General features: G+C 66.5%; 12 protein-coding genes and 1 pseudogene. 6 read left to right on the top strand and 7 right to left on the bottom strand.

The window, feature by feature from the left end:
• Nucleotides 1–75: 75 nt before the first annotated feature.
• Nucleotides 76–438, bottom strand: a pseudogene (locus ABIS05_RS03655) (sigma 54-dependent transcriptional regulator); the annotation flags it as partial.
• A 44-nt stretch (nt 439–482) separates the two neighbouring features.
• Here ABIS05_RS03655 and ABIS05_RS03650 point away from each other — a divergent pair.
• Nucleotides 483–815 carry a hypothetical protein gene (locus ABIS05_RS03650; protein WP_348010822.1) on the top strand — a complete coding sequence of 111 codons (333 nt, stop codon included), beginning with the start codon at nt 483–485 and terminating at the stop codon, nt 813–815.
• Entirely contained in the window at nt 812–1,885 is a 1,074-nt protein-coding gene (locus ABIS05_RS03645) for an ImmA/IrrE family metallo-endopeptidase (RefSeq protein WP_348010821.1), read from the top strand. The genes ABIS05_RS03650 and ABIS05_RS03645 overlap by 4 nt, the downstream gene beginning before the upstream one ends.
• Before the next feature lie 3 nt (nt 1,886–1,888).
• Here the strand turns inward: ABIS05_RS03645 and ABIS05_RS03640 are convergent, their stop codons facing one another.
• From ABIS05_RS03640 to ABIS05_RS03630, 3 genes are read right to left on the bottom strand one after another with little or no spacing between them, the layout of a single operon-like run.
• Nucleotides 1,889–2,812, bottom strand: a complete 924-nt coding sequence (locus tag ABIS05_RS03640; RefSeq protein WP_348010820.1) for a hypothetical protein — start codon at nt 2,810–2,812, stop codon at nt 1,889–1,891.
• Nucleotides 2,809–3,822 (bottom strand): thymidylate synthase, encoded by a 1,014-nt coding sequence (locus ABIS05_RS03635; protein ID WP_348010819.1) that lies wholly within the window; start codon nt 3,820–3,822, stop codon nt 2,809–2,811. The genes ABIS05_RS03640 and ABIS05_RS03635 overlap by 4 nt, the downstream gene beginning before the upstream one ends.
• A gap of 15 nt (nt 3,823–3,837) precedes the next feature.
• Complete coding sequence (locus ABIS05_RS03630; RefSeq protein WP_348010851.1) at nt 3,838–4,131, bottom strand: DUF4031 domain-containing protein; 294 nt, start codon at nt 4,129–4,131, stop codon at nt 3,838–3,840.
• A 56-nt stretch (nt 4,132–4,187) separates the two neighbouring features.
• On the opposite strand from ABIS05_RS03630, the gene ABIS05_RS03625 reads away from it, so the two are divergent.
• Nucleotides 4,188–4,577 carry an RNA 3'-terminal phosphate cyclase gene (locus tag ABIS05_RS03625; RefSeq protein WP_348010818.1) on the top strand — a complete coding sequence of 130 codons (390 nt, stop codon included), beginning with the start codon at nt 4,188–4,190 and terminating at the stop codon, nt 4,575–4,577.
• A 52-nt stretch (nt 4,578–4,629) separates the two neighbouring features.
• On the opposite strand, the gene ABIS05_RS03620 is transcribed toward ABIS05_RS03625, so the two are convergent.
• The gene (locus ABIS05_RS03620) at nt 4,630–5,961 is read right to left on the bottom strand and encodes a Glu/Leu/Phe/Val family dehydrogenase (protein ID WP_407074850.1); all 1,332 of its coding nucleotides are present in this window, start codon (nt 5,959–5,961) and stop codon (nt 4,630–4,632) included.
• A 123-nt stretch (nt 5,962–6,084) separates the two neighbouring features.
• On the opposite strand from ABIS05_RS03620, the gene ABIS05_RS03615 reads away from it, so the two are divergent.
• Complete coding sequence (locus tag ABIS05_RS03615) at nt 6,085–8,079, top strand: cation:proton antiporter (RefSeq protein ID WP_348010816.1); 1,995 nt, start codon at nt 6,085–6,087, stop codon at nt 8,077–8,079.
• A gap of 65 nt (nt 8,080–8,144) precedes the next feature.
• Here the strand turns inward: ABIS05_RS03615 and ABIS05_RS03610 are convergent, their stop codons facing one another.
• Nucleotides 8,145–9,059 (bottom strand): hypothetical protein, encoded by a 915-nt coding sequence (locus ABIS05_RS03610; protein WP_348010815.1) that lies wholly within the window; start codon nt 9,057–9,059, stop codon nt 8,145–8,147.
• Nucleotides 9,060–9,261: 202 nt separating this feature from the next.
• Here ABIS05_RS03610 and ABIS05_RS03605 point away from each other — a divergent pair, with 202 nt between their 5' ends.
• Both ABIS05_RS03605 and ABIS05_RS03600 read left to right on the top strand, forming a co-directional pair.
• On the top strand, nt 9,262–10,521 hold the full coding sequence (locus tag ABIS05_RS03605; protein ID WP_348010814.1) for an acyl-CoA dehydrogenase family protein: 1,260 nt from the start codon (nt 9,262–9,264) through the stop codon (nt 10,519–10,521).
• A 103-nt stretch (nt 10,522–10,624) separates the two neighbouring features.
• Nucleotides 10,625–11,635 (top strand): transglutaminase family protein, encoded by a 1,011-nt coding sequence (locus tag ABIS05_RS03600; protein ID WP_348010813.1) that lies wholly within the window; start codon nt 10,625–10,627, stop codon nt 11,633–11,635.
• 24 nt (nt 11,636–11,659) lie between these two features.
• Here ABIS05_RS03600 and ABIS05_RS03595 read toward each other — a convergent pair.
• A partial coding sequence (locus tag ABIS05_RS03595) for a RecQ family ATP-dependent DNA helicase (RefSeq protein WP_348010812.1) occupies nt 11,660–13,402 on the bottom strand: 1,743 nt, incomplete at its 5' end.

Genomic DNA, 13,402 nt, shown 5'->3' with positions numbered 1-13,402 from the left:
TGCCCACTTCGCGTGGACTGTCCATGCGTGGAGACCGAATTGTGCCTACGTACCTACGCAGGCGCCGGTGCGGCGTCAGCCCTGGAGCAGCTCCCAGCTCAGGCCGTGCTTGAGCAGGTATTTGCGCAGCCGGTCGGCGTCGTTGACCACCTGGCGCTGCGTGCGCGAGCGGTGGAACAGCCGGCGGCCGGCGTCGGACAAGCTGCTGCTTTCGCGGCAGACGTCGGCCACGGCCTGGAGCTGGAGCTGGTCGAACAGGTCCAGCGCGTCCCATCGTTCGGCGCCGAGGCGGGCGGCCAGGCCGGTGGTCGACGCGGTCGTGTCGGCCGCTTCGCGCTGCCACAGCCAGCGCAGGCGCTGGATCTCGGCGGCCACCAGGTCCACGCCGATGCGGCCGCTCTCGGCCAGCGTGGCTAGGCGGGTGAAGACGGCAGTCAAGGCTAGGGGTGAGTGCGTAGCACTTCGCTGACAATCCGGCCCCTATGCCGCTTGAGATTGCCTTTCAGACGAAGGAGTTGCGCGCCACCTGTGAAAGCCCGACGAGGGCAAAGCGGGAGCTTGGCGAGGCAAGCGGCAAGGCGCTGCAGCGGGCGCTGGCCGACATGCATGCTGTTGAAACAGTAGCTGAACTGTTTGAGATGGGGCTGGGAATTGAGAATTGCGCGCAGGAACACGGAATGCTACGGTTCCAGTTGAACGACGGACTAACCCTCTACTGCAATGCGAATCAGCAAAGCGTGCCAATAAACGGCGAAGCTGTTGACTGGGCCCAAGTGACGAGGCTCAAGGTCGTCTGCATTGGGAGCGGCAAATGAGCATCTCCGCTGAATTCTTCCCGGCCTGGGCATCGCCTCCCGTCGACACCGTTCGGGAACTTGCACAGAGGAAGGGTCTGACCCAAGCGGCCATTGCCAGCGCGTTTGGGGTTGCGGAGCAAGAGCTCCCTCGCTTCCTCAGCGGAGACCTGCCAATCAATCAAGCATGGGCGGACAGACTTGCGGCGCACATCGGCGCCACCCCTCGGTTCTGGCTCGCGCGCGAGTCTCAGTATCGGCAGGCCCTGCAGTCGATTCACGATGACACGCGTGCATGGCTTTCCAGCCTTCCGTTTGCTGATATGGCGAAGTTCGGTTGGCTCGATGCCACGAGCACCGCCGCGGATAAGCTCCGCCACGCGTTCGCGTTCTTTGATGTGTCGAGTGTCGACGAATGGCGGGAGGGCTGGCTTTCCGAGCACGCTGGCCTTACTGCATACAGAACGTCGCCGATATTCACCACGCAAGCTGCCGCTGCTGCCGCTTGGCTCAGACAAGGTGAACTGGTCGCGAGCCGCATCCGCACAGAGCAGTGGTCCCGCACGGACTTCGAGCGCCTTTTGCCGGAGCTGAAGCCACTGACAAGGGTCGAGAAGCCTGCTGAGTTCATTCCCCAGCTTCAACGTAAATGTGCCGAGTGCGGCGTTGCAGTTGTCATTGTCCGGGCCCCAAAAGGATGCCCGGCGAGCGGAGCAACAAGGGTTAGGAACGGCCAAGCCATCCTTCAACTCAGCGCGCGGTATCTGCGGGACGACAGCTTCTGGTTCACCTTTTTCCACGAGGCGGGGCACTTGATCCTGCACGAGGATCGCCTGTTCCTTGAGTGGTCAGAGAAGCGGCATCTCGACGAGAAGGAAGAACTTGAAGCCAACGACTTCGCTGGGAAAGTCCTGATCGCGCCGTCGCAGGAGGCGGCCTTGCGTGCGCTTCCTCATGACTACAAGACCATCATGAGGTTTGCCCGCAACCTGTCGGTGTCACCGGGCATCGTGGTTGGTCAGCTTCAGCATCGAGGTCTGGTTCCCCTCGACAAGCTCAATTTTCTGAAAAAGCGCTACAGCTGGGGCTGACCGCTACCCGCGGAAGGGCAGGTACTGGCCGGGGCTCTTCTGCCAGTTGCACATGGCGTCTTCCATGACTTGCATGCCTACGCCGAGGTGCTTCTCCAAGGCGGCGACTCGCGCCTCGAGCGTTCGCGTACCGGTATTCGAGTCGATCTGTCCGTCGAACAGCAGGCGCGCGCCTTTCTTTGGCCCGGTCGCCTCATTCATGTAGGTCGAGTTGGCGTCAATCGCCGCTAGTCCGACCTTGGCAAGCATCGTGAGGTAGTCAAAGCGTCCCGTGCGCCCGAAGCTCATGACGGCGGCCATAGATTCGTATAGCAACGCGAAGGCTTGCCGCGGGTTCCCTTTGGCCTGGGCCAGCGAGCTAGCAATCATCTCGGCGTGCGAGCCGTGTCCCTTGACCCATTCAACGTAGGTGCGGACGACGACGCCCGTGCCGCGCGCACCTTGCTTGAGCGACTCGTACTTACGATGATTCCCGAACTTGCCCTTGAAGAAGACTCGATTGTCCTCGAGCCACTCGCCGTAGCCGGATGGATCAGAGGCGGCGCGCTCCCAGCTCCAGGGGGATTCTTCATATGCGCCATACAGCTCTCGCGCTAGCAACCATTCGGTTCGGAGGTTGCGCCCGCAATGCGTGGCCATAAATACCAGCCAGAAAGCTTCTTCCCGCTGGCCATTCGCCTCCGCGAGCATTGCGGCCCTGATGGGGTCGAACAGCGTGCTCTTAGGGTCGGCGCGCAATAGGCTGATGGGCCTCCCGCACACGGTGCGCACGTATTCGACGCGCTGGAGGCTGTCGATAAGCTGATCCACGAAGGCCAGGATGTTCTCGACGGGGACGATGCCCGTCAGTGGCATCTGCTCCTTATGAAACTCTATAAGCTGGGCTTCTAGCTCCTCCTTTCGCTGCACCTTCTCAGGGCCTTTCATGTTGATTCCTTGGTCGTAGCCGTCTGCTCATCGAAGAACGAGAGCTGGTCTTTCTCGGAGTTGAGCTTGTAGCGCTTCTTGATGTACGTCGAGTAAACGTCGTCATGGATGCGTCGTTTAAGCCGTTTTATCTCTGGCTGGTTGTTTTGAACGAGGCCCGCCTTGTAGATCGTCAGCAAGGTGGCCAGGTCTGCCCAGTACGGGTCCATGGTTGCAGTGGGATTCGGCATAGCACTGCGGCCGGTGCGAACCTTCCTCTCGAAGGCGACCAGGTTCTTCACGGCGCCCCATGGATCACCTTGGGGCATTGGCGGCATTGGACGATTGAGGTGGTAGCCCTCGTCTAGGAAGCGCACGGCCTTGTCATGGTGCTGGTCGTACAGGTGCAGGCTGCCAACGGCGTGCTTGTATTCGCCCAGTTCGATACCCAATGACCGGGCTAGAAGCTCCTGGATCATGGTGAAGGTAAACACGTCGTGGGGTAAACCGAGCCAGGCGTCGTTGGACCGCATAGAGGTCAACATGTGCAGCCGACCGCCACGCACTAGGAACTGCAACGTGCAGGTGCAAGGTATGTCGAGGTGGGGCTCCAGCGTGTCGGTGCGGTCGAACAGCTGCAAAACGGCTTGCCGGGAATCCCTTTTGTCCTTCAGCAGCTGAATGACTCGGGGGACCTGGTCGTTTGGGGACTTCCCGAACAGACGCGGGCCATAGGCGCCCCAGACGGTCTTCTTGTCGTCGGAGAACTCGTGGTAGCCGGGGATGTAATGCTGGATGAAGTCCAGCCGGTTGCTGCCCGCGAGTATCCATAACAGTTCGCCCAGGCAGCTAAACAGAAGACTGCGAGATTCCGATCTGCTCAGGCGAGCTCGCGGCGCGGAGAGCTTCAGAAGCATGCCGCTGGTTTCCCGCGCATCACCCTTAGACGGCTTGATAGCGACGCCGCGCGCGAGGACTTGTTTGTATACCTTGATTAGCAGGTCATCGAGGGTGTCTGCTGCGAGGTACACAAGGCGCTCGCTGGCTTAAGCAAAGAGCGAATACTGGGCGTGATCGGCGGTAGCTGGCCGGACCGGCTCCGCAACCCTCCGGCCTATCCGTACAGCGTCCCGAGCAGAGATGGCAGTGGCGCCGTGTTGGAGCGCGCGCCGACGTTGGCTGGCGGAAACGTCATAGTGCGGGTGGCGCGCTCCCCGATGGAAAGCGCGTGAGGGCACCCCGATGCTCGCCGCGAATTCGTGGAGTTCCTGAACGCTATCTGCCATGAGGTGGAACCACGCATAACCGTGCTTCAGGACCCCGGCGTCGTCGACGTACACCACTTGTTGTTTCTCCCCGGACCGGAATTTAGCATTCGCTGCTACACGCGCCAGGTGTGGTTTCCAGGGGCGGAGCGAGGGTGCACCGCTTCTGTGTGTGCGTGGCTGCCGAACGCAAAACTCGTTGTTTTAGCAGCGTGTTTGGACAGGTCGCGAGGGCAAGCGGCCGCTCCGATCACCTGGATAGAGAACCGGAGCTGGTGCTGCTGGCGGAAGGCGTCGACGGAGCGCTGGGCGAGTACCTGACCGATCAGTGGATGCTGCCGCTGGCGCTCGCCGTGTACGCCACCGGCCAGCCGGCCGCGTTCACCTGCACCGAGCTGAGCCTGCATGCGCGCACGCAGATCGAGACGGTGGCTGCATTCCTGCCCGTGCGCCTCGAGGTCGAGAAGCTGGCGCGTGCCTGGCGCGTGACGCTGAGCCCGTCGGCAGCCGTCCCGGCCTGAACGAAAAACGCCGGCATGAGCCGGCGCTTCAGGTCGGGCTTGTCGCCCGGGCTCAGGGATACAGCCCACGCTCCTCACGCGCCTGCAGCACCCGCGTGCAGGCCACCGTGAAGGCGGCCGTGCGCAGCGTGGTCTTGTGCTGCTCGCTGGTTTCCCAGATGTGCTTGAAGGCGCCGATGATGATCTTGTCCAGGCGGACGTTGATCTCGTCCTCGGTCCAGAAGAAGGACGAGAAGTCCTGCACCCACTCGAAGTAGCTGACCGTCACGCCGCCAGCGTTGGCGATCACGTCGGGCACGACGACGATGCCGCGGTCGGCCAGCACGGCTTCGCCGTCGGGCGTGGTCGGGCCGTTGGCGCCTTCGAGCACGAGGCGGGTGCGGATGCGCTGGGCGCGCTCGGCGGTGATCTGGCCTTCCAGCGCGGCCGGGATCAGCACGTCGCTGGCCACATCCCAGAAATTCTCGTCGTCGATCTTGTCGGCACCGGTGAAGCCCGCTACGCCCTCGTAGGCGGCCACATGCTCCAGCAGGCTGGTCATGTCGAAGCCGTTCTCGTTCAGGATGGTGCCGGTGTGGTCCTGCACGCAGACGACCTTGGCACCATTGGCGGCAAACAGCTTGGCGGCGATGGAGCCGACGTTGCCGAAGCCCTGCACGGCGATGCGCGCGCCGTCCAGCGGTTGGTTCAGGCGGCGCATGGCTTCACGGCCAACCACGAACACGCCGCGGCCGGTGGCCGACACGCGGCCCAGCGAGCCGCCCAGCTCGACGGGCTTGCCCGTGACGACGCCGGTCGCCGTGGCGCCGGTGTTCATCGAGTAGGTGTCCATCATCCAGGCCATGATCTGGCCGTTGGTGTTGACGTCCGGCGCCGGGATGTCCTGCTGCGGGCCGATGATGATGCCGATCTCGCTGGTGTAGCGGCGCGTCATCTTCTCCAGCTCCTTCAGGCTGAGCAGCTTGGGGTCGACGCGGATGCCGCCCTTGGCGCCGCCGTAGGGCAGGTTCATCGCCGCGTTCTTGATCGTCATCCAGGCCGACAGGGCCATCACTTCTTCCAGCGTCACGTCCGGGTGGTAGCGCACGCCACCCTTGCCCGGGCCGCGCGTCAGGCTGTGCTGCACGCGGTAGCCCTCAAAGTGGGCGATGCTGCCGTTGTCCATCTCGATGGGGACATCCACGATCAGCGCGCGCTTGGGCCGGCGCAGCGTCTCGACCCAGCGGGCCAGGTGGCCCAGATAGGGCTCCACCGCGTCGATCTGGGACAGATACGTCCCCCACGGGCTGTTGCGCGTGGGCGAGACGAAGGACAGATTGGGCATGAAACGCTCCGTAACTTTGAGTGGGGCGAACGGTAGCGCGAAGGCCGGTTTCGCCGCCACTACTTGTCTAGCCAAGTGGGTATGCGCTCATGCAAGCAACGCATGGCCCCTCTCCCGCATGAGAGATTTCACTCCTTCGCGGTCCAAAGTGGAAGCCTTGCGCCGCCCGAATACCATCGGGCAGTGACCTCCCTGGACCTCGCCCTCCTCTACCTCGTTGCCGCCGTGTTCGGCGTCGTCGTCTGCCGGTCGCTGAAGTTGCCGCCGATGCTGGGTTATCTGGTTGTCGGCGTGTTGATCGGCCCGAACGCGCTGGCTTTTGCGCACGATTCGGCCAGCATCCAGTACCTGGCGGAGTTCGGCGTCGTCTTCCTGATGTTCGCTATCGGGCTGGAGTTCAACCTGCCCAAGCTGCGGGCGATGAAGACGGCGGTGTTCGGCCTCGGCATGGCCCAGGTGGTGTTGACCATTGCCGGCGCCATGATCGGGAATGCGCTGCTGATGGTCGGCCTGGGGATGCTCGGCCTGGCGTGGGAGCTGCACTGGGAGGGCGCCCTGATGTTGGGCGCGGCCATGGCCATGAGTTCGACGGCCATCGTCGTCAAGCTGATGGCCGAGCGGCTGGAGCTGGAGAGCCCGCACGGCAAGCTCGTCATGGGCGTGCTGCTGTTCCAGGATCTGGCCGTGGTGCTGCTGCTGGTGCTGATCCCGGCGCTGAACAGCAGCGGCAGCGAGATGGTGGAGGCGCTGGCCTGGGCCGGCCTGAAGGCGGCCGTGCTGCTCGGCCTGCTGCTCTACGGCGGCCAGAAGCTCATGCGCTGGTGGCTCACGCTGGTGGCGCGGCGCAAGAGCGACGAGCTCTTCATGCTGAACCTGCTGCTCGTCACGCTGGGCCTGGCCTGGATGACGGAGCACGCCGGCCTGAGCCTCGCGCTGGGCGCGTTCGTGGCCGGCATGCTGATCGCCGAGACCGAATACAAGCACCAGGTGGAGACCGACATCCGGCCCTTCCACGACGTGCTGCTGGGCCTGTTCTTCATCACCATCGGCATGAAGCTGGACTGGCGGCCGGTGGTGGACAGCTGGTGGCTGGTCATCGCGTTGACGGCGCTGCCGGTGATCGCCAAGTTCGCGCTGATCGCCGCGCTCGCACGCGTGTTCAGGTCGCCCCCCGGCGTGGCGCTGCGCACGGGCCTGTACCTCGCGCAGGCCGGCGAGTTCGGCTTCGTGCTGCTGACGCTGGGCGCCCAGCACAAGCTCATCTCGCCGCAGTGGGTGAGCCCGGTGCTGGCCAGCATGGTGCTGTCCATGCTGATCACGCCGGTGCTCATCATGTACAGCAACCGCATCGTCATGAAGCTGTCCAGCAGTGACTGGCTGATGCAGTCCGTGCAGCTGACGAGCATCGCCAAGAAGTCCATCAAGACCGAGGCCCACGTCATCATCTGCGGCTACGGCCGCTCGGGCCAGAACCTGGCGCGGCTGCTGGAGGGCGAGCACATCCCCTACATCGCGCTGGACCTCGACCCCGACCGCGTGCGCCAGGCGGCGGCCGCCGGCCAGAGCGTCGTCTTCGGCGACGCGGCCAAGGTGCAGAGCCTGATGGCCGCCGGCCTGGCACGCGCCAGCGCCGTCGTCGTCAGCTACCACGACACGCCCTCGGCGCTGAAGATCCTCGACCTCGTGCGCGCCCATGCGCCCAAGGTGCCGGTCGTCGTGCGCACGATCGACGACGCCGACCTGGAGCGGCTCAAGGCGGCCGGCGCCACCGAGGTGGTGCCCGAGGCCATCGAAGGCTCGTTGATGCTGGCCTCGCACGCGCTGGCGCTGGTGGGCGTGCCGATGCGCCGCGTCATCCGCATCACGCGCGACGCGCGCGACAAGCGCTATGGCCTGCTGCGCGGCTACTTCCACGGCGCGGACGACGACACCGGCGACGAGGTCGACCAGGCGCGGCTCACGTCCATCAGCTTGCCAACCGCCAGTGCCTGGTCCGGGCGGCCGCTGGGCGAGCTGGCGCTGCATGCCATCGGCGTCGGCGTCGTGTCGCTGCGCCGGGCCAACGGCCGCGTGGCCGCGGCGGACGACGAGTTCCTGCTGGCGGGTGGGGACACGCTGGTCGTGTCTGGCACGCCGGCGGCGCTGGCGCTGGCCGAAGAGAAGTTGCTGCGCGGCTGAAGTTGGGGCTGAGGCTCAGGCCGGCAACGCGGCCTCAGCCATGCCGTGTCACCGCAGTCGTCGCGCTAGAAGCGGTCAAAGAATGCCTTGGTTTCGGTCGCCGAGAAAGCGGGCGGCCAATGCCCGCCCGTCGCGTGGCCGCACCAGACGACGGGCTTGTCAGCGCTGCAACCTTGGTACTCGACACACCCGTTATTGCCTATCGGCACGGTCGTGGCGCTGCAACTGTTGCGCGCGAGGAAGGTGTTGCGAGCGTCCTCGCCTGCGGAGTAGGGAACGACGTTGTCGTCCATGGCGTGGTCGAAGATCGCGGCAACGCGGTTTGAGGATGTGCCGCATCCGCTCCACAGGGAACCGGACAACGGGGCGATGGCACGCACCACGTCGCCCATCTGGCAACCCACGGCATTGGACATCATGCCGCCGAAGCTGAACCCGGTGGCGAACACGCGTTGAGGGTCGGTGCACACGCCTTGCTGAACCTGGCTGATCATGCTGCGCAGGAAGCGGATGTCGCGGTCGCCACTGTTGGCCCAGCCGGCATCCAGGCCTTGCGGGGCCAGGAAGATGGCGTTGTTGCCGTACAGCGGCTTCAGTCCGAAGAAGCCGTTCCAGGTGTAAACGTCGCTGGCGCTGCCGCCCCGCCAGTGCAGGCCGATGACGACGGGGTAAGCCTTGTTGCGGTCGTATTCGGCGGGCAGTTCGAGCCAGTAGCTGCGCTGCGTGCCATCCGACGTGATCGACTGCAAGCCGGTGAGGAGCTTGGCCGCGCTTGCGCACCCGGTGCTGGCAGCGCCTGAAGGTGGCTGTGCGGGCGTGGGCGTGGGCGTCGAGGAACTGTCCGACGTCGAGCCGCCACCGCAGCCGGCAAGCGCGCCGACGAGCAGGGCGGCGCCCATCACCTGCCGGATCGAAATGAGCTGGCCAAGCCAGGTTGCGGGGGTGTGCCGAAAGGCGGCAGTCGAGAAGATCTGGTTCATGGGCTTGTGCGGCGGTGGCGCCATTGTCGGTCGCAGAGTAGGAGATCGGCGATCACGTTGCGACCCGCTGCGGCGCTCCCCAGCGGGCCAGGCCCGCGAGCACTCATCCGCTTGTCTACTCCTCTCGGCGCTGCCGCGTGGGAGACAGGCCGGCCGCGCGGGCTGCGCCAAACTGGCGGCATCCGCACTGGAAAGCCGCGCCATGAACTTCGACTACAGCCCCAAGGTCGCCCAGATGCGCGAGCGCCTGCTCGCCTTCTTCGACGAACACATCTACCCCAATGAGCGCCGCTACCTGGACGAGGTCGAAGCCAACCGCCGCGCCGGCAACGCCTGGCTGGCCACGAACGTCATCGAGGAGCTCAAGCCCAAGGCCCGTGCGGCCGGGTTGTGGAACCTCTTCCTGCCCCAATCCAGCCGTGCGCCGGAGGGGCTGTCCAACCTTGAATATGCGCCCATGTGCGAGGTCATGGGCCGCGTGTTCTGGGCGCCCGAGGTCTTCAACTGCTCGGCGCCCGACACCGGCAACATGGAGACGCTGGAGCGCTATGCCAGCGAGTCGCTGAAGGACCGCTGGCTGGAGCCGCTGCTGCGCGGCGAGATCCGCTCGGCCTTCCTGATGACCGAGCCGGCCGTGGCCTCGTCGGACGCGACCAACATCGAATGCCGCATCGAACGCGACGGTGACGACTACGTCATCAACGGCCGCAAGTGGTGGAGCTCCGGCGCCGGTGACCCGCGCTGCGCCGTCTACATCGTCATGGGCAAGACCAACACCGAAGCGGGCCGCCACGAGCAGCAATCCATGATCGTCGTGCCGGCGAGCACGCCTGGCATCACCGTGCTGCGCCCGCTGTCCGTCTTCGGCTACGACGACGCACCGCACGGCCACATGGAGGTCGAGCTGAGAAATGTGCGCGTGCCGGCCGCCAACATCCTGCTCGGCGAAGGCCGCGGCTTCGAAATCGCCCAGGGCCGCCTCGGCCCGGGCCGCATCCACCACTGCATGCGCTCCATCGGCGCGGCCGAGCGCGCGCTGCAGCTGATGTGCGAACGCGCCATCGCGCGCACGGCCTTCGGCAAGACGATTGCGCAGCAGACCGTCACGCAGGAGCGCATCGCCGAGTCGCGCTGCATGATCGATCAGGCTCGCCTGCTGACGCTGCGCGCGGCCTACATGATGGACACGGTGGGCAACAAGGTCGCCAAGGCCGACATCGCGATGATCAAGATCGTGGCACCCAACATGGCGCTGCAGGTCATCGACTGGGCCATCCAGGTGTTCGGCGGCGCGGGCGTTTCGCAGGACACGCCGCTGGCCATGATGTGGGCCCACCAGCGCACATTGAGGTTGGCCGACGGGCCGGACGAGGTGCACCGCAACTCGCTGGCCAAGCTGGAGCTGGCGCGGCACATGAAATTGCCCGGCGAGGTGCAGATGCCCGTCACGCGCGGCGGCTGAGCGGCTGACCTGCGGTAGGCCGCGTCGGCCACAAGCGCGGCGCTGTCCTGCACGCACGGGGCGGGCCATGCGCCACCATGCGGTGCCTGCAACACCCGACGCCATGATTTACGACATCGAGCACATCACCGAATACCGTTTCCACCGCCCGGTGGAGCTGGGCCTGCACCGGCTCACGTTTCGCCCGCGCGACGGGCACGACATGCGCGTGCTGGCGACCGAACTGGTTGTAACTCCGCCCGAGCAGCGCGTGGACCTGGTGCAAGACGTCTACGGCAACTCGCTCGCGCTGGTGTTGCCGGCTGCGCAGGCCGATCGGCTCAAGATTACCTGTCGCTTCACGGTCGAGCACCTCGGCTCGTCGAGCTTTCACGACGTGGCCGCGAGCGAAACGGACCTGATGCCCCCGCCGTACTCCATCGCTGAACGGCTGGCGCTGACGCCCTTCTTGCTGCCCTCGTTCGAGGACCCCGAGCTGGCTTTGCACGCCTGGACGCACCCGTTCGCCGAGGCCGCGCAGCAGGGTGGCCCGCGCGCCGTGGTGGCCCGCATGTGCGAGGCCATCCGCGCCCGCTTCACCTACGCCAGCCGTGAGGCCGAAGGCACCCAGACTCCGCAGCAGACGCTTGCACTGGGCAGTGGCTCGTGCCGCGACTTCGCCACCCTGATGATCGACGCGCTGCGCGTGCTGGGTATCGCGGCCCGCTTCGTGTCCGGCTACCTGTACTGCCCGCCGTTGCTAGCGGCGGCAGTCCAGGCCAACGAGCCGGCGTCAACGTTCGCCGCGGTGCTGGCTCAGCCTGCCGAAACCGTCGTGATGGCCGATGCTACGGTTGCTGCCGAGGCTGCAGAGCCGGCGCCAGCTCGCGTGCCGTTAGCCCCAGGGCCCATCGTGGGCGGAGGCTTCACGCATGCGTGGGTGCAGGTTTTTCTGCCTGACTGCGGCTGGTTCCCGGTGGACCCGACCAACAACTTGATCGGCGGCACCGACCTGATCCGCCTGGCCGTGGCCCGCGAGGCGGCCGAGGTGTCGCCGTTGAGCGGCATGTGGTGGGGCGAGCCCGAGGACTTCGCCGGCATGAGTGTCACCGTCCAAGTCACCGCACGCGACTGAGGTGCGGCAGCCGCGTGGCGCGTGTCAGCCGCGCGCCGTCGCCAAGACGAAGTCCGGATGGATGTCGCGCTGGCCGTGGCGCGGGAAGGCGATGCGCACCGCGTCGCTGCTGCAGGCCTGCACCTCGCCCCAGCCGAAGCGGCGCACGCGCACACGTTGACCCGGCTCGAAGCTGCGGGCCGCTGTGATTGATGCGTTGCTTGCCGGTGCCGGCGCTTGCTGCTCGGCCGCCAGCAGGCGCTCGAAACGCGCGCAGCTGTCGCAATGGCCGCAGCGCGCGGCACCGTCGTCCAACGTCTCGCCAAAGTGCGCCAGCACGCCGGCCCAGCGGCAGCTGCCGGCCTTGGCGTAGAGCACCATCGCCGAGAGGCCGTCGCGGTCGTGCTGCTGGCGCTGCTGGGCAGCGGCTTGCGCGGCGTCGACGACCGCATCGGCTTCGCGCCGCGTGGAGGGGCGCAGGCCGCCGGCCTCGCTGCCACGCAGTGCGCGCACGGAGCGCAGCGCGGCCAGCACCTGGTCCAGCCGGCGCTGTGGCAGCCTCACCATCTCGGCCAGCGCGGCCGGTAGCCAGCCGCCCTGGGGCGTGTGGCTGGCGAGTGCCTGCCATACGCCGCTCAGCTCCTCGCGGCTCGGCGCCTGGCCGCCGGCGAAGAACTGCTGCAGCGCGCGGTCGCCCTCGCGGAACATCAGCACGCAGTCCGCCGGCTCGCCGTCCCGGCCCGCGCGGCCGCATTCCTGCACATAGGCCTCGATGGTGGCCGGCATCTGCGCGTGCAGCACGAGGCGGATGTCGGGCTTGTCGATGCCCATGCCGAAGGCGTTGGTGGCGACCATGATCCGGCTCTCGTCGCGCATGAAGGCCTCCTGCGCGGCCGTGCGTTCCTTGGCCGGCAGCTTGCCGTGATACAGCCCCACACGCACCTCGGCCTCGCGCAGCTGGCGGTACAGCGCCGTCGCCTCGCGCACGGTGGCGCAGTAGACGATGGCATTGCCTTGCAGGCCCTTCAAGCGGCGCAGGATGAACTGCCGGCGTTCGTCTTCAGTCTGCGGCAGCTCCACGGCCAGGTTCAGGTTGGCGCGGTAGACGCCGTGGCTGAGGATGCCGTCACGCGGAATGTCCAGCAGCTCGGCGATCTGCCGCTGCACGGGCGCGGAGGCCGTCGCCGTCAGCGCCAGCACGGGTGGGCGGCCCAGCGCGCGGCGGGCGTCGCGCAGCGCGCTGAAGGCGGGGCGGAAGTCGTGGCCCCATTGCGAGATGCAATGCGCCTCGTCCACCACGAGCAGCCCCACGCGCTGCTCCTGCAGCAGGCCCCTCGTGCGCGGGTCGGCCAGGCGCTCGGGCGTCGTGAACACCACGCGCACCGCGCCGCGCGTCAGCAGCGCCTCGCTCTCCAGGCGGCGGTTGGCGTCCAGCGCGGAGTGCAGCTGCACGGCGGCCACGCCGCGCGCGTTGAGCGCGTCGCACTGGTCCTTCATCAACGCGATCAGCGGTGAGATGACAACCGTGAGCGCTTCGCTCAACACGGCGGGCAGCTGGTAGCACAGCGACTTGCCCGCGCCCGTCGGCATGACGGCCAGCGTGTTCTGCCCGGCCAGCACGCGCGCGATGACCTCGGCCTGCCCGGGCCGCAACGTGCGCAGGCCGAACACCCGCTTGAGCGTGCTGCGCAGTTTGGCCGGCACGATGGGCTCACGCGGCGGCAGCTTCTCGGGCGGTGGCGTGGGCGCGGGGGAATCCTCGCGCGGGCCGCTGTGCTGGTAAGCGAC

It is taken from the genome of Roseateles sp. (assembly GCF_039929605.1).
In the GTDB taxonomy this organism is placed as follows: Bacteria; Pseudomonadota; Gammaproteobacteria; order Burkholderiales; family Burkholderiaceae_C; genus Pelomonas.
This window is presented reverse-complemented; position numbering and strand designations above follow the sequence as displayed.